This is a genomic window from Amycolatopsis sp. NPDC051716, from assembly GCF_040681595.1.
GTDB lineage: Bacteria > Actinomycetota > Actinomycetes > Mycobacteriales > Pseudonocardiaceae > Amycolatopsis.
Genome location: NZ_JBFAZA010000003.1, coordinates 236,172 through 252,358, shown reverse-complemented (window position 1 = coordinate 252,358; position 16,187 = coordinate 236,172). Strand labels below are relative to the sequence as shown.

The following is a 16,187-nucleotide window of genomic DNA, read 5'->3' as shown; positions in this document are numbered from 1 at the left end:
GTCACGGGCGCCACTCGTCGCGCCAGTCGGGGTGGGCTTCGTACACCGACGCGATGAGCTTGACGGAGGCGTCGTCGTGGACGTCGCGGATCTCGCGGCGCAGGAACTCGGCCTTCTCGGCGAACGGCACCGGGTGCCGGTCCTCCATGGCCTCGACCGGCCCGCCGGCCAGCAGCAGGCCGTCGCCGTCGTCGGCGTACATGATCCGCAACCGCCCGCGCCGCTCCGCCTCGTCGATCTGCGGCAGTTCACCCGCCCGGACGCGCTCTTCGTCCTCCGCGAGCCGGGCGAGCACGAATTCGTCGAGCTTCGCGGTCGTGGTGTCGTCGAGATTCGTCATGGGCCCGGGATACCCGCGGGGCGACGACCTCAAGCGTCCGGGCGGCTCAACCGCCGGGCGACCGCGAACCCGGTGCCGAGCAGGACGGCGCCCCCGGTGAGCCACGGCCACAGCGGCATCGAGCCGTCCGAGTCCGGGCGGGCCACCGCGGCGGCGGCCGGCACCGCGGCCGCCGGGCCCGCCACGGTGAGCCGGAACGGGACGGTGCCGGAGACCGGGTGGCCGTCGGCGGAGGTGACGCGGTACCGGATGGTGTAGGCCCCGGCCGGACCGAGCGGACGCAGCGGCGCGGAGACCCGGGCGTCCACAATGGACGCCGGACCGGCCTCCCAGTGCGAAGTCCCGTCGGGCCCGAGCACCGCGAGTTCGGTGAACCGGTTTTCCACCGGCTCGTTGAACTCGAGCACGGCCTCGGCCGGGCCCGCGGCGACCGACGCGTCCGCGGCCGGCGAACTGGACACCAGGACGCTGTGCGCGGCCGCCGCGGACGCGCCCAGCAATACCGCGCCGATGGCGGCCGCCAGCGCGGCGGCGATCCGGACCGGGAAAGACCAGCGGGAAGTCATGTTTTCTCGCCTTCTCGGGAATTCGAGCGATGCCGGAACCGTAGCGAGCTGACCCGGGTCATGACGGGAGGTCGTGAAACGGCTGTGTTAACCAATTCTCACCGGCGCGGCGCACCGCCACCCCGGGATCAGGCAAACCGGGCAGCTACTCCGACGGTTCGCCTGTCCGGTCACCCGAACAGTCCAGCGAAAGCGGCTTTCGGCCCAGCAACTCACCGCGTCAGGCCGTCCGCGGGCCGCTCGACTTAACCTGGCCTTCACGTGAAGATCACCCCGCGAAACGTGGCGGCTGGTTTATTGCTCCCACATCCCGCTCTTTCCCCGCCGCTCCGGAATTGCCGTTTCCCGTGAGCGAATTCCCGTTCTCTGGAGGACGAAACCGTGCGAGGACCCGCCCTGCGCCGTGACCACGTCATCGCCGCGAGCCTGGCCGGCGCCGTCGTGATCGTCGTCGGCTACGCCTCCGGCCTCGGCCTGCGGCCGGGCACCGCCGCGGCCACCCCGCCCGCGGTCGCGGACGGCGGCCACCCCGCCACGCCGCAAACCCCCGGCGCGCAGCCGGTTCCGGCCGGCCAGCTGCCCACGGGCGGCCCGGTGTCCCCGCTGCCCGCCATCCCGGTGGGCGACCAGCCGGCGGGCCCGGTGCCGTCGATGCCGTCGATGCCCGGCGACACCGGCGTGGTTCCGGTGCCGGATCCGGGGTCACCCGAGCCCGGGACCTTGCCTCCCCCGGTGTCCTCGCCGGAGCCGACGACACCGGCACCACCGCCGCCGGGAACCGACGTGCCCGCGTGCCAAGCCGGTGTGCCGCAACAGGTTCTCGACACCGTCGGCGGGCTGCCCCTGCTCGGCTCCCTCACGACCGGGCTCAGGGTGACCGGACCGGACGGGGCCGCCGCGCTGATCCTCGGCTACTGCCGCTCGGCCGACGGCGGCCTGACGCCCGCGATGGTGCCGGTACCGACGCCGACCGTCCCCAGTGGACGGTGAGCCGTGGACCCCGTCAAGGGCTGGTACGTGCTCGCCCGCACCGTCGACTACGCCGGTCTCACGCTGTTCGCCGGCGGGCTGCTGTTCCTCGCCGTGCTCTGGCCCGCCGGCGCCGGCCACCGCGGGGCTCGTTCGGTGCTGATCACCGGGTGGGTCCTCGGCCTGGCCGGCACGCTCGCCGGCCTGGGCCTGCAGGCGGCGTGGGCCGCGCAGCGACCGCCCGGCGACTTCCTGGCCTGGGACCTGCTCGGCCAGGCGCTGGACAGCCAGTTCGGGCGCATCTGGTTCGCCAGGGCGCTGCTGTGGCTGCTCGGCGGGGTGGTGCTGGCCTGGCTGCTGCAACGCGGCCGGGACGCGGCCACGGCGTTGCCCTGGCGGGTCGGGGCCGGGGCGATCCTGCTCGGGCTGCTCCGCACGACCGGGCTCACCGGCCACGCGGTGGAGAGCACCCGGCCCTGGCTGACGCAGCTGGCGGACTTCGCGCACCTCGCGGGCGCTTCGGCGTGGATCGGCGGGCTGGCCGTGCTGCTGTTCGGCGTCCTGGCACGCCGTGACCCCGAAGAGCTCGCCTCGGTGATCCCCCGCTACTCGAAGCTGGCGATGACGTCGGTCGCCGTCGTGGTCGCCGCGGGCGTCGTGCTCGCGTGGCAGACCGTCGGCAGCATCGGCCGCGTGTTCGGCACGGCCTACGGGCGGACGCTGCTGGTCAAGCTGGCCGTGCTCGCCGTCGTGCTGCTGGCCGCGCAGTTCAGCCGCAGCTGGGTGGGCCGCCGCCTCGACTTCGCCGTCGTCCTGCGCGGGGACGCCGCCACCGTCCGCCCCTTCGTCCATTCCGTCGCCGCCGAGACCACGCTCGTGCTCGTGGTCCTCCTCGCGGCGAGCTTCCTCGTCACGGCCAGCCCCGGCCGCTGATGGCCCTGCGAAAGGAGTCCTCGATGGACAACCCCACCCCCACCGCCCCCGAGCAGCCGGAGGTGGTGCGGCGACGGCGGAGCTGGCCGGTCGCCGTGGCGATTCTCGCACTGGCGACGGCGTTGTTCAGCCTCGCCACGCTGCGCGGCGACCGGACCGAGCAGGCCGCGCCGAGCCAGGCGGCGAACGTCGACCTGGCCGCACTGGCCCAGCAGGGTCCCCTGGCCGTCCCGCTGTACCAGGGACTCGCGCAGGAACAGGCGGGCGGGGCCGCCGCCCCGGCCGCGGCGCCGTCCACCAAGCCGGTCGACGCCATGGGCTACAAGTTCTCGCCGGCCGACCTCACGATCGACGTCGGGGACACGGTGACGTGGACCAACCACGACACCGCGCCGCACAACATCGTGGTCACCGACGGGCCGGAGAAGTTCACCTCGCCGAACCTGCAGACCGGCCAGACCTTCAGCCACACCTTCACCAAGGCGGGCAAGTACTCGTACTACTGCTCGATCCACCCGGACATGAAGGCGACCGTCACCGTGACCGGCGCGGCCCCGACCAGTGCTCCGCCGGCCTCCACCCCGACGTCCGCTCCGACGTCCGCCCCGACTTCGGCACCGAGCCACTCGATGCCGATGCCGTCCACCCCGGCCGGCGGCGGCTCCTGCGTGCCGAAGGCCGTCCTGCAGCCGATCCTCGACCACATCAAGAGCGCGCACCTCGAGACCTCACCCGGTCAGCAGGTGCAGGACATCCTCAACCTGGACCAGTACCTCAAGACCCACACGGTGTGGCTGGAAACCGTGCTCGCCCCGGTGTTCGACGGATCGGCCGGCCAGGTCGCCACCGACACGCTCGCGCCGATCATCGCGCACATCAAGAGCGCACACCTCGAGGAGTCGCTGGGCCAGCAGGTGACCGATCTGCTGAACCTCGACCAGTACATCAAGACGCACACGGTGTGGCTCGAGAACGTGCTCACCCCGTTGCTGAACCAGGCGAGCTGCTGACGCTCGCCGTCGTCACGGGTGGCCCGGTTCCCGGCCGGGCCACCCGCTCCCATCCCCGGAGGCCACTCTTCATGTCCGACACCGCCGTCCTGCCCCGGACCGGTTACACTCTGCGCCGCGACCGCTGCGTCATCGAGATTTCCTCGCGCCCGCCCCTGGTCCGCGGCCGGCTCACCGCGACCGGCGGGCACTGGACGCCCGGCTCGGCGCTCACGGTCACCTTCGACCCCCGCTCGCTGCGGACCGGGATCCCGTTCCTCCGCCGGGCGTTCCGCGGCGACGAGCTCACCTTCACCGCCGGAGAAGTCGCCGAGGACCCGTTCGTCGTCGAAGGCAGCGTGGCCGGGCGGGCGGTGCGCCTGCGCGGCGACGTCCGGCACCGGGACGAGCACGGCGTCGTCGTCTGGGCCGCCGGAGCCGTCCTCCCGGCCCGCCGGAAACCACCGCGCGCGGGCCGGTTCGGGCGGCTGCTGGCCCGCCGGCGGCTGCGCGTCGAGATCGCGATCGAGTTCGTCCGATGAGGCGCGCCGCCCTGGCCGTGGCCGGTCTGCTCGTGTTCCTGAACGTGCCGCTCGCGAGCCCCGCCGCCGCGGCGACGCAGCAGGTCATGATGCAGGGCTACGCCTTCTCCCCCGCCGCGCTGACTGTCCGGGTCGGCGACACGGTCACCTGGATGCAGCACGACGAGGCCCCGCACGACGTCGTCACGACGAGCGCGCCGGTCGCGTTCCGCAGCCCGCAGCTTTCGGCCGGGCAGAGCTGGAGCTACACGTTCCGGCAGGCGGGCACCTACCAGTACTACTGCTCGGTGCACCCGGACATGCGGGCCTCGGTGACGGTGCTGCCGGCGCCCACGACCGCGCCGCCGAGCACCACGTCCCGGCCGCTGCCGTCCCGGACCGCGGCCGGCGCGGTGCCGGTGGCGACCACACTTCCGGGGAGCACTCCCCCGGCGGCCACCTCCGTGGCCGCCGTCACCCCGGCCGCTCCGGCCACCGAGGCCATTCCGGCCGCCGCCGAGCCGCCGCCCGCGGTCCAGCAGGCGACCGCGGCGACACCGGCGACCCTGGACCCGATGCTGCTGGTCGCCGGGCTCGTCACCGGGATCGCGGTGCTGTGCCTGCTGCTGCTGAGCTCGCGGCGGGCGTGAATTCCTGTCCGGAACCTGTCCCGGCAAAGGACTGGACCAATAATATCGGCTCGGCAGAATGGGAGCATCGCCCTTCAGCGCGGAAGGTGACCGATGCACTTCCTGGCTTTCCTGACGACCCTGGCCCTGGCCGCCGCTCCGGCCACTCCGGCTACCCCGGCCACCCCGGCTGCTCCGGCGTCCGTGGCCGCGACCCCGGCCGCCGCCCCGATCTGCGACAAGTATTGCGACGCCCGGGATCCGGCGCTGTCGCCCGGTGACCGCGAAGGGAGCTCGGCGACCACCGGGTCACGCCGGATCTCCCTGCACCTCGACGACGGTGACGACATGGGCTGGGCGGCGATCACCGGCGGCGGCGCCGGCGACCACGTCTGGCTGGACCGCTCGTTCGACGCCGGGCGCACGTGGGCCTCGGGCAGCAAGCTCGGCGACACCGTGACACCGTCGGGAGCGACGGGCTACCGGACGCTGATGTACAACGCCGACGACTGGGCGAACAAGGGCGTGGGACTGTTGCGCGCCTGCGGGCAGCCCGTGGGATCGGGAACCATCGCCTGCACCGGCTGGGCCCGGACGACCTGGAACGCCTGGGACCGCCGCACCGCGGCGGCGACGGCCCTGATGGAGCGGTACAACCTCGGCACCGGCCTCTTCGACACGACCGGGTGGTGGAACTCGGCCAACGCGCTCACCGCGGTCATCGACAGCGCCCGGATCAGCGGTATGGGCAGCTACCGCTACGCGATCGACACGACGTACACGAAGAACCTGTCGGCGCAGGGCGGCAGCTTCCGCAACGACTACCTCGACGACACCGCGTGGTGGGGCCTGGCTTGGGTCGACGCCTACGACCTGACCGGCGACGGCCGCTACCTGAACACCGCCCGCGCCGACGCCGACCACATGTACGCGTACTGGGACGGCGTCTGCGGCGGCGGGGTCTGGTGGAACACTTCGCGAACGACGAAGAACGCCATCCCGAACTCGCTGTACATCCAGCTCAACGCGGCCCTGCACAACCGCATCCCGGGCGACACCGCGTACCTGGCGCGCGCCCGCGCGGGCTGGACGTGGTTCTCGGGCAGCGGCGTGATCAACAGCGGGAACCTGGTCAACGACGGCCTCAACACGGCGACCTGCACCAACAACGGCCAGCCCGTCTGGACGTACAACCAGGGCGTGCCCCTGGCGGCGCTGAGCGAGCTCAACCGCGCCACCGGCGACGCGAGCCTGCTGACGAAGGCCCGCGCGATGGCGAACGCGTCGACGACGAACGCGGCCCTCAACCCGGGCGGGATCCTCCGCGACCCGGGCGAGACGGCCGGCGGGGGCGGCATCGACGGCCCGACGTTCAAGGGCGTGTACGTCCGGGACCTGGCGGTGCTGAACGCGGCACTGCCCGATCACCCGTACACGGCCTACCTGCAGCGGCAGGCGAACGCGGCGTACACGAACGACCGGAACAGCGCGGAGGCGTACGGGCTGATGTGGGCGGGCCCGTTCGACCAGACCGACGCCGCCCGGCAGCAGAGCGCGCTCGACCTGATGAACGCGGCCCCGTGAGCCCGGGCGGGTTCGCACCCGCCCGGGCCTCGGCTCAGAGCGTCTTCTCCAGCCGGCCGGACAGCAGCTTGATGAACCGCGACGGGTCGGCCAGCTCGCCGCCCTCCGCGAGCAGGGCCATGCCGTAGAGCAGCTCGGCCGTCTCGGCCAGGCCCTCGTCGTCCGGCCGCGATGCGTGCGCCTCGCGCAGCCCCGTCACCAGGCCGTGCTCCGGGTTGAGCTCGAGGATGCGCTTGATCGGCGGCAGTTCCTGCCCCATCGCGCGGTACATCTTCTCCAGCGTCGGGGTCAGGTCGTGCGTGTCGCCGACGATGCAGGCGGGCGACGTCGTCAGCCGCGACGAGAGGCGCACCTCCTTGACGGTCTCGCCCAGCGCCGTCCCCATCCAGGTCAGCAGGCTCTCGAAGTCCTTGTTCTGCTGCTCGCGGGCGACCTCGGTGGCCTTCTTGTCCTCTTCCGACTCGAGGTCGACCTGACCCTTGGCGATCGACTGGAACTGCTTCCCGTCGAAGCCCGGCACCGAGTCGACCCACATCTCGTCGATCGGGTCGGTCAGCACCAGCACCTCGAAGCCCTTGGCGCGGAACGCCTCCATGTGCGGCGAGTTCTCGATCGCGGACCGCGATTCGCCGGTCATGAAGTAGATGTGCTCCTGGCCCTCCTTCATCCGCGAGACGTAGTCGCGCAGCGAAGTCGGCTTCTCGGCGTCGTGCGTCGAGGCGAACGAGGAGATCTCGAGGATGGCTTCGCGGTTCTCGAAGTCGTCGAGCAAGCCCTCCTTGACCGCCCGGCCGAACTCGCGCCAGAACGTCGCGTACTTCTCGGCGTCGGCGGTCATCATCGTCTTGACCGTCGACAGGACCTTCTTCACCAGGCGGCGGCGGATCAGCTGGATCTGCCTGTCCTGCTGGAGGATCTCCCGCGAGACGTTGAGCGAGAGGTCCTGCGCGTCGACGACGCCCTTGACGAACCGCAGGTACTCGGGGACGAGCGACTCGCAGTCGTCCATGATGAACACGCGCTTGACGTAGAGCTGGACGCCGCGCTTGCGCTCGCGCAGGAACAGGTCCATCGGCGCGTGCGAGGGCAGGAACAGCAGCGCCTGGTACTCGAACGTCCCCTCGGCCTGCAGCCGGATCGTTTCCAGCGGGTCCTGCCAGTCGTGGCTGACGTGCTTGTAGAACTCGTGGTACTCGTCCTCGGTGACCTCGCTCGACGAGCGCGCCCACAGCGCCTTCATCGAGTTGACGGTTTCGGCCTCGGCGGCTTCGCCCTCGCCCGCCATCCGGATGGGCCAGGTGATGAAGTCGGAGTACTTCTTCACGATTTCGCGGATCTTCGCCGCGGACGTGTAGTCGTAGAGGTGGTCCTCGGTGTCCTCGGGCTTGAGGTGCAGGGTGACCGCGGTGCCCTGGGGCGCGTCTTCGACCGGCTGGATCGTGTACGTGCCTTCGCCGGTCGACTCCCAGCGGACGCCCTCGGCGGTGCCGGCGCGGCGCGTCACGAGGGTGACCTTGTCCGCGACCATGAAGCTCGCGTAGAACCCGACGCCGAACTGCCCGATGAGGTCCTGCGACGCCGCCGCGTCCTTCGCCTCCTTGAGCTTGGTCAGGAAGTCGGCGGTGCCGGACTTGGCGATCGTCCCGATCAGGGCGACGACCTCCTCGCGGGTCATGCCGATGCCGTTGTCGCGCACCGTCAGGGTCCGCGCCTCCGGGTCGGTCTCGATCGCGATGTGCAGGTCGGACGTGTCCGCCTCGAGGTCCTTGTCGCGGTACGACTCCAGCCTCAGCTTGTCGAGGGCGTCGGAGGCGTTGGACACGAGCTCCCGCAGGAACGTGTCCTTGTTCGAATAGATCGAATGGATCATCAGCTGGAGCAGCTGACGCGCTTCCGACTGGAACTCCAGCGTCTCGATCGGGGCAGTCACTTCCATCCCTTTCCGCATGTCCGAAGGCCGTTGTTGGGTCGATCCTACCGAGTGGGTCCGACAGTTCCGACCGCGCACTTTATGAACGCAATCCCCGGGCCGGCGGCTCCCGGTGTGATGCTGGCCACGCCCCGCTGCCGATCAAGGAGGATCGAGTGCCCGGACGCTTCCCCCGATGGGCGGCCGTGTTCGCCGCGGCCTGTGCCCTGACCACCGCCTTCGCCGCGCCCGCCGCCGCGGGTGGCGTCGCCGACCACCCCGTTCCCACCACCGGCTGCGGACGCGCACCCGGGTTCCCGGCCGGCGTGACGACCACCCGGCACGTCACCTCGGGTGGCCTCGACCGCGAGTACACCGTCCACCTGCCCGCCGGGTACCACCCGTGGCGGCCGTACCCGCTGGTCCTGTCCTTCCACGGGCACAAGCGGACGTCCCAGTACCAGGAGGAGCTGTCCGGCTTCTCGGCGCTGGACACGATCGCCGTCTACCCGCAGGGCCTGATCGGCACCGACGGCGAATCGGCCTGGACCGGGGCGCCCTACTCGGCCGCCGCCGACGACGTCCTGTTCACCAGCGACCTGCTGACCGCGCTGCAGCGCACGCTGTGCGTCGACCCCGGCCGGATCTTCGCGGCCGGCAAGTCCAACGGCGGCGGGTTCACCGGCGTGCTCGCCTGCCGGCTGGCGGGCCGGATCGCCGCGTTCGCGCCGGTGTCCGGCGCGTTCTACCCGCAGGGCGGCCCCTGCCACCCGAGCCGGCCCGTGCCGGTCCTCGACTTCCACGGCACGGCCGACACGACGATCCCGTACGCCGGCAATCCGGCGAAAGGCCTGCCCGCGATCCCGGACTGGCTGGCCGCCTGGTCCACAAGGGACGGTTGCCGGCCCGCTCCGGTGTCGTGGACGCCGATCGCCGGAGTCGTCGCCGAGAAGTGGCTCGGCTGCGACCGGCGCGGCGCCCTCGAGCACTACCGCGTCGAAGGCGCCGGGCACGTCTGGCCCAGCACCCGGCCGAACAACGATTCCGCGACGCCCACGGTGCTCGACGCGACGCCGGTGATTTGGCGGTTCTTCCGCGCGCATCCCCTGCGGTGAAACGCGATTGACGCAGGTCAAGCCGCTCGGCGACGATGATTCCCACCAAGCGGGAGGCCACCGCTTCCCGCGTCCCATCGTCGAAATCGGAGTGCGCTGTGAAAGTACTCGTCCTGAACGCCGGCTACGAGCCGCTGCAGACCGTTTCGGTCCCGCACGCGATCCGCATGCTCGTGCGCCACGTCGCCGAAATCCACGAAGCCGAGGAGGGCCTCGCCTACGGGCTGTTCCCGCGCCCGAAGATCGTGCGGTTGCTGCGGTACGTCGTCATGAAGTGGCGATATACGCAGCCGCCGCGCTGGTCCCGGCGCGGCGTGCTGGTCCGTGACGGCTACCGCTGCGCCTACTGCGGGCAGCGCGCCACCACGATCGACCACGTGACGCCGCTGAGCCGCGGCGGCGCCCGGACCGACTGGCTCAACACGGTCGCCGCGTGCGGGGGCACGGCCCGCAGCTGCAACGCCCGCAAGGCGGACAAGCTGCCGGGCGAGGCCGGGATGAAGCTGCGCTTCACCCCGTACGTCCCGGCGTGGGACCAGCTGCACCGGCCCGGCGCTTGACGCGGCCTGCCCGCCTGCACACCGGCGGGCAGGCCGTTAGGCTCGAACCGATCGCCACCCGCATCCGTGTGTGCTGTGTGCTCTGGGGAAGGCCGGGGAGGTCGCCGTGACCGACGCAGGAGAGCTGATCGCCGGGCGCTACCGGCTGGCGATGAGGATCGGCCAGGGCTCGATGGGCGTCATCTGGCGCGCCCGCGACGAGCGGCTCGACCGCGTCGTCGCGGTCAAGCAGCTGGACTACGACGCGGCCATCGGGCCGGCGGCCAGTCAGCAGGCGAGCGTGCGTGCCCTGCGCGAAGCGCGGCTCACCGCGCGCCTGCGGCACCCGCACGCGATCACGGTGCACGACGTCGTCGAGGCGCCCGGCGGGCCGTACCTGGTGATGGAGTACCTGCCGTCGCGCAGCCTCGCGGAGATCCTGCTGGACCGGGAGACCCTCCCCGCCGAAGAGGTGGCGCGCATCGGCCTGCCGGTCGCGTCGGCGCTCGCGGCCGCCCACGCCGAGGGAGTCGTGCACCGCGACGTCACGCCCGGCAACGTCCTGCTCGGCGAGTCCGGCGTCGTCAAGATCGCCGACTTCGGCATTTCCCGCGCCACCGGCGAAGGGACCGTGACCGGCGGTGGGTTCATCGCGGGCACGCCGGCCTACCTGGCTCCCGAAGTCGCCGGCGGCCACGAAGCCGGTTTCCCGGCCGACGTCTTTTCCCTCGGGGCGACGCTCTACCGCGCGCTGGAAGGCACGCCCCCGTTCGGCAACGACGACAACGCGATCACGCTCCTGCTGCGCATCGCGAAGGAGGAGACGATCCCGCCGCGGCACCAGGGGCCGCTCGCCGAAGTGCTCATCCGCATGCTGCAGCGGGATCCCGAAGCGCGCCCGTCGATGGCCGAGGTCCAGGAGCTGTTCGAAGCGGTCACCGGCGGCCGTCCGCTGCCGCCGCCCCGGCCGCGGCCCCGGGCCGGGACCCGGCTGCTGCGCGTCCGCCGCCCCCGGCGCCGGCTCGTCCTGGCGTCCGCCGCCGGCGCGGTCCTGCTGGCCCTCGGCGTGGTGATCGGCACGGTGCTCGTCCCCGGCGGCACGACGACCGTCGCCGCACCGGTTTCGTCCGTTCCCGCGGCCTCTCCCCCGGCCTCGACGCCCGCGAGCCCCACGCCGGCCGACCTGGGCTGCGCGGCCCGCTACGAGGTGACGAACTCCTGGCCCGGCGGCTACCAGGTGCAGGTGACGGTGCGCAACGACCGGACCGCGGGCCTGTCCGGCTGGCGCGTCCGCTGGCAGCTGCCCGCCGGTCACCGCATCAGCGGCTTGTGGAACGGCACCTTCACGGTCGATGGTTCGACGGTGACGGTCGAAAACGCCGGCTGGAACGCCAAGCTCGACGCGGACGCGACGACGACGTTCGGCCTGATCGCCTTGACGCAGAACGGAAGTGCCGACGCCCGGCCGGCGCTCACCTGCCGGACGCTCTGACCAGCGGGAGGTCCCGTGCGGCCCCACCACGTCCGGGACCGGCGCCGGTCGATCCACTTCGACGGCCGGACGGTCACGCTCAAGGTCGCCACGAAGTCGCTCGGCTTCCTCCCCGGCGACACCCCGCACCGGTTTCCGGTCGCGAAGCTGACCGACGTCCGGCACACCGCGGCCACCCGCGCGAAGCCCGGCGAAATCGTCTTCGTGGCCCCGAACGCTCCCACGGAGGTCGTCGCGAACGTGCCCTTCGGCTGCGACAAGCTGCCGGGCAACACGTTCCGCTACGGCTACTCGAAGCTCGCCGCGGTCAAGGAATTCCTGGAAGCCGTCGAAAAGGCGCGGAAGAAGTAGCGCGTTGGACCGATCGGCGGTAATTCGCCGAAGATCGTGACCCGGCTCAACAGTCCGGGCGGCCGGCCCGTCGTAGTGGTGATCACTCACCTCACGGAGGCGCCAGTGCGAAGAAGATTTTCGATGTTCGCGGTCCTGCTCGCCGGTGCGGCGGGCGTGGCCGGGCTCGCCCCGCCGTCCGCGGCCGCCGCGGGTTCGTCCTCGACCGTCACGCTCGTCACCGGGGACCGGGTGACCGTCGGGACCGCCCCGGACGGCCGGGACACGTTCGAGGTGCAGCCGGCCGCGGCCAAGGGCATGGCGCGGGCGCTGGTGCACCTGCGGCTCGGCGGCCGGGACTACGAGGTGCCCGGCACCGCGCTGCCCTACCTCGGGCGCGGACTCGACCTGAGCCTGTTCGACGTCAAGGCGCTGCTGGCCGGGGCCCGGGCGCCGGTCGACACCGCGACGTTCGGCGCCGCACTGGCCAAGCAGTTCAAAGAGGACAGTGCTCGTGGCCGCTTCGGCGGGCGAGGACTGTTCGCCGGCGGGGCCCGGTACGCCCTCCCGGGAGCGCCGAAGCGGCAGGCGGTGCGGCCGCGATCGGTGCTGCGGACGGTGTCGGTCGACGCCACGGACATCGCGGGCAAGCCCGCCGACACCGGTATCGCGTTCCTCTACAACACCGACGACGGCGACACCCTCGCCGGCGACGAGAACTTCAACTACTTCTTCGGCGGGACGGCCAAGTTCAGCGTGCCGGACGGCAACTACAGCGCCCTCGGGGTGTTCTGGACGTCCGACGCCGACGGCAACCCGACCCAGCTGCGGTTCAGCGCGCAGCCGGAGTTCGCGGTGAAGGCGGACGCGACCGTCCGCGTCGACGCGAAGCGGGCGTCCAGCAAGCTGACCTGGGTGACCCCGCGCCCGGCGCTGCTCGACGACACCGGCTTCCTGTTCCGCCGGGCCGCCAAGACCGGCCCGGCGCTGCTCGTCGACTTCGACGCCGGGCCCGGCGTGCCGATCTCGGTGTCGCCCACCAGCACCCCGGTGCGCACCGGGGCGCTGCAGACCTATCCGTACAGCAGGCTCGTGTCCCCGCCCGGGCCGGGCACGCCGTACGAATACGTGCTGCAGAAGGCGACCATCGGGGTGATTCCGCAGCAGCGGTACGTGATCACGGCGAAGGACGTCGCCGCGGTCGACGCGACCTACTTCAGCGAGTACTCCTCGCTCGGCCTGCGCCAGCGCAGCGGGATGTTCTCGTTCGAGGACGTCAGCGGCCACCCGTCGCACCCGATCCAGCTGCCCCGGAAGCAGACGGAATACGTCTCGGCCGCACCGGACCTGGGGTGGTTCGGCGGCTTGTCGAAGTACGTCCTGCCCGGGCCGTTCCCCGGCTGGGCCGGCGGCCAGCACGAGCAGTTCCGCACCTACCAGGGCGGCTCGTCGGTCACCGAGGACTGGAACCGCTTCCCGCTGCACCCCGCCGGCGAGGTGGCGCTGCTGCCGCTGACCGACGGCCGGGCGTACACGCTGCCGGGCGCGACGCGGGCGGGCGACCTGGTGCGGATCGCGATCACGCCGTTCAGCGACAACCAGCCCGGTCACACCGGTTTCGGCTTCATCGGCGAGCCCCGGGACACCATCACCGGGTCCTACCGGTTCACCCAGGACGGCACGACCCTGGCCGAAGGCAGTCCGCGGAGCGTCGCTACGGTCGGCTTCGACCAGGAGGTCACGCCCGGCCCGTCGACGCTGGGGCTGACGATCGACGCCGGGCGCACCGGGCCGATGTACCGGCAGAGCACCGCGACCCACACGGAGTGGACGTGGCGGTCGCAGCACGTCGAAGGGGTGACCCTGCCGCCGACGCTGTACTGCGCCCGCGCCGCGGAGGAGCCGGACCGGGAGTGTGCGGTCGAACCGCTGCTGACGCTGGGGTACGCGGTCGGCGGCCTGCGGCCGGACGGGTCCACGCCGTCCGGTGCGCAGGGCCTGGACCTCACGGTGGGGCACCTGCAGCAGAGCACCGGCTCGCCGGTGACGGCCGCGACCGTGCAGTACTCGACCGACGGGACGACCTGGCAGGACGCGACCGTCACCGCCCGCGGCGACGGCGTCTTCCACGCGGGCTTCACCGCAACCACGGAGGCGTTCCGGGGCACGGACGTCTCACTGCGCGTCACGGCGGCCGACGCCGCCGGGGTGACGATCGCCGAGACGATCACCGCCGCCTACCACGTCTACCCGTCATGAGAGGACTGTCCACGGTGAACAAGAGATGGCTGGTGATGCTGGCCGCCGCGGTGGCGGCGATCGGGCTGGTCACGCCGGCCGCGAGCGCGGCACCGGCGCCCCGCGCGGCGTGCCCCGAGCAGCCGGGCCTGCTGCACTGCCTCACCACGTACACGCCCGGTGCGGCGCGCTCGGCCGGCGGCCCGGCCGGCTGGGGCGCCGACGACCTCGCGGCGGCCTACCGGCTGCCGGCTTCGGCGGAGCCGGACACCGTCGTCGGCATCTCGATCGCCTTCGACGCGCCGGACCTGGAGGCCGACCTGGCCGCGTACCGGGCGCAGTACGGCCTGCCGCCGTGCACGACGGCGAACGGCTGTTTCCGCAAGGTCAACCAGCAGGGTGCGGCCACACCGCTGCCGGCGAACAACTTCGGCTGGGCCATGGAGTCCACATTGGACGTGTCGATGGTGTCCGCGGCGTGCCCGTCGTGCCGGATCCTGGTCGTGGAGGGCAACTCGCCCGGGTTCGCCGACCTGGCGGAGACGGCGGACACGGCGGTGCGGCTGGGCGCCAAGGTGGTGTCGAACAGCTACGGCGCCCGCGAAAACGGCGCGGCGCTGGCGTACGCGAGCCATTACCAGCACCCGGGCGTGACGGTGGTGGCGTCTTCCGGCGACCGCGGCTTCACGGCGGCGAGCTACCCGGCGGTCCTGGCCTCGACGATCGCGGTCGGCGGGACGTCGCTGGCCCGAGATCCGGACTCCGCGCGCGGTTGGGCGGAGTGGGCTTGGCCGTACGGCGGCAGCGGCTGTTCGGCGTACATCGCGAAGCCGAAGTGGCAGCAGGACACCCACTGCGGCAAGAGAACGGTCGCGGACGTGTCGGCGGCGGCCGAGGACATCGCGATCCACTACACGGATGCGGACGGCTGGACCCGGGCGAGCGGCACGAGCGCTTCGGCGCCGTTCATCGCGGGCCTGATCGGCCGTTCGGGCCACGCGGGGGCGATTGGTCCGGCGGACGTGTACGCCAAGGCGGCCTCGTTCACCGACATCACCACGGGCCACAACGACCCGGCCGGAGCGGGCAAGAAGTGCGGCGGCGATTATCTGTGCGTCGCGGGGCCGGGTTATGACGCGCCGACGGGTGTCGGGGTACCGGACGGCCTGGCGGGCTTCTGAGGGAACCGGTGGCGTGGGCCGGCTGCCCACGCCACCGGTACTGGCCGCCAGGCGTCCATGGCAACTCACACCCCACCGCGGTCGCGCCCGCTGGTGGAGGGCACAGCGTCAGCCTCGCTGAGCAGCTCCCGGCCGCCAGTCGGCCACGGTAACCCGCCCCCACCACCGCGCTGACCGGCGGCGGCGCTCAGAGCGTCGTCAAGGCCCGCCATGGCCCGGACGGCACAGCCCGCGCTCGTAGGCCAGCAGCCCCGCGCCCGTCCGGTGCGCGCAGCCCAGCTTCCGCACCACCGTCGCCACGTGGTCCCGGACCACCGGTTCCGGCAGCTCGAGCCGCTCGGCGATCTCCGCGTTCGTCAAAGCCGCGCCGACCGCCGCGAGCACCTCGGTCTCGCGGGCCGACAAGCGGTCCACCGCCGCCAGCCGCTCGTCGCGCGGGCCGGACAGCCTGGTCGCCGAGGCCACCCAGCGGCGGGAGGCGTCCGGGGACAACACCACGTGGCCGTCCGCGGCCAAGCGGACCACCTTGATCAGGTCGCGGCGCCGGGCCGATCGCAGCAGGAAGCCCGCCGCGCCGTCGCGGAGGGCGCGCAGGATGCCCGCGTCCGAGTCGAACGTCGCCAGGGCCACCACCGCCGGACGGCGGGTCAGCGCGTCCGGCCAGCCCAGGCGCAGGTCCAGCAGCAGCACGTCCGGCAGGCGCCGGCGCAGGGTGACCCGGGCCGCCGTCGCGTCGGGGGCCGCGCCGACCAGCTCGATGCCGTCCGCCTCCTCGAGCACCGTGCTCAGGCGGGCTCGCACCGCCGGGTCGCGCTCGGCCACCAGGACCCGCACCGGCAGCGGCGCGAGCAC

The 16,187-nt window shown here is 72.5% G+C and carries 16 protein-coding genes; 12 read left to right on the top strand and 4 right to left on the bottom strand.

The features are described from left to right. Window position 1: 1 nt before the first annotated feature. Window positions 2-340, bottom strand: coding sequence for a hypothetical protein (locus AB0M30_RS05445; protein ID WP_364580177.1), 339 nt, complete (start codon window positions 338-340; stop codon window positions 2-4). 29 nt (window positions 341-369) lie between these two features. After that, the gene (locus tag AB0M30_RS05440; RefSeq protein WP_364580174.1) at window positions 370-906 is read right to left on the bottom strand and encodes a copper resistance CopC family protein; all 537 of its coding nucleotides are present in this window, start codon (window positions 904-906) and stop codon (window positions 370-372) included. Window positions 907-1,287: 381 nt separating this feature from the next. Here AB0M30_RS05440 and AB0M30_RS05435 point away from each other — a divergent pair, with 381 nt between their 5' ends. The 6 genes from AB0M30_RS05435 (at window position 1,288) to AB0M30_RS05410 (ending at window position 6,531) form a co-directional block, all read left to right on the top strand. Then, on the top strand, window positions 1,288-1,896 hold the full coding sequence (locus AB0M30_RS05435; RefSeq protein ID WP_364580172.1) for a hypothetical protein: 609 nt from the start codon (window positions 1,288-1,290) through the stop codon (window positions 1,894-1,896). A 3-nt stretch (window positions 1,897-1,899) separates the two neighbouring features. Continuing rightward, window positions 1,900-2,808, top strand: a complete 909-nt coding sequence (locus AB0M30_RS05430) for a CopD family protein (protein ID WP_364580169.1) — start codon at window positions 1,900-1,902, stop codon at window positions 2,806-2,808. 23 nt (window positions 2,809-2,831) lie between these two features. Next, entirely contained in the window at window positions 2,832-3,818 is a 987-nt protein-coding gene (locus tag AB0M30_RS05425; RefSeq protein WP_364580166.1) for a plastocyanin/azurin family copper-binding protein, read from the top strand. Window positions 3,819-3,889: 71 nt separating this feature from the next. Then, window positions 3,890-4,339 (top strand): hypothetical protein, encoded by a 450-nt coding sequence (locus AB0M30_RS05420; protein ID WP_364580164.1) that lies wholly within the window; start codon window positions 3,890-3,892, stop codon window positions 4,337-4,339. Continuing rightward, a complete protein-coding gene (locus AB0M30_RS05415) occupies window positions 4,336-4,968 on the top strand; it encodes a cupredoxin family copper-binding protein (protein WP_364580162.1) in 633 nt (210 codons plus the stop codon). The genes AB0M30_RS05420 and AB0M30_RS05415 overlap by 4 nt, the downstream gene beginning before the upstream one ends. A 93-nt stretch (window positions 4,969-5,061) precedes the next feature. Next, on the top strand, window positions 5,062-6,531 hold the full coding sequence (locus AB0M30_RS05410; protein WP_364580160.1) for a glycoside hydrolase family 76 protein: 1,470 nt from the start codon (window positions 5,062-5,064) through the stop codon (window positions 6,529-6,531). Between the two features lie 34 nt (window positions 6,532-6,565). Here the strand turns inward: AB0M30_RS05410 and htpG are convergent, their stop codons facing one another. Further along, window positions 6,566-8,461, bottom strand: a complete 1,896-nt coding sequence (htpG, locus tag AB0M30_RS05405; protein ID WP_364580158.1) for a molecular chaperone HtpG — start codon at window positions 8,459-8,461, stop codon at window positions 6,566-6,568. Between the two features lie 155 nt (window positions 8,462-8,616). Here htpG and AB0M30_RS05400 point away from each other — a divergent pair, with 155 nt between their 5' ends. From AB0M30_RS05400 to AB0M30_RS05375, 6 genes are all read left to right on the top strand, one after another. Beyond that, complete coding sequence (locus AB0M30_RS05400; RefSeq protein WP_364580155.1) at window positions 8,617-9,555, top strand: ferulic acid esterase; 939 nt, start codon at window positions 8,617-8,619, stop codon at window positions 9,553-9,555. 98 nt (window positions 9,556-9,653) lie between these two features. Beyond that, entirely contained in the window at window positions 9,654-10,115 is a 462-nt protein-coding gene (locus AB0M30_RS05395; protein WP_176170002.1) for an HNH endonuclease, read from the top strand. 106 nt (window positions 10,116-10,221) lie between these two features. Next, entirely contained in the window at window positions 10,222-11,586 is a 1,365-nt protein-coding gene (locus tag AB0M30_RS05390) for a protein kinase (RefSeq protein WP_364580150.1), read from the top strand. A 15-nt stretch (window positions 11,587-11,601) separates the two neighbouring features. Then, window positions 11,602-11,937, top strand: a complete 336-nt coding sequence (locus tag AB0M30_RS05385; RefSeq protein ID WP_364580149.1) for a hypothetical protein — start codon at window positions 11,602-11,604, stop codon at window positions 11,935-11,937. Window positions 11,938-12,060: 123 nt separating this feature from the next. Continuing rightward, on the top strand, window positions 12,061-14,175 hold the full coding sequence (locus AB0M30_RS05380) for a hypothetical protein (RefSeq protein WP_364580146.1): 2,115 nt from the start codon (window positions 12,061-12,063) through the stop codon (window positions 14,173-14,175). A 14-nt stretch (window positions 14,176-14,189) separates the two neighbouring features. Further along, complete coding sequence (locus AB0M30_RS05375; RefSeq protein WP_364580144.1) at window positions 14,190-15,335, top strand: S8 family serine peptidase; 1,146 nt, start codon at window positions 14,190-14,192, stop codon at window positions 15,333-15,335. A gap of 198 nt (window positions 15,336-15,533) precedes the next feature. Here the strand turns inward: AB0M30_RS05375 and AB0M30_RS05370 are convergent, their stop codons facing one another. After that, window positions 15,534-16,187 carry a response regulator transcription factor gene (locus tag AB0M30_RS05370; RefSeq protein WP_364580142.1) on the bottom strand — a complete coding sequence of 218 codons (654 nt, stop codon included), beginning with the start codon at window positions 16,185-16,187 and terminating at the stop codon, window positions 15,534-15,536.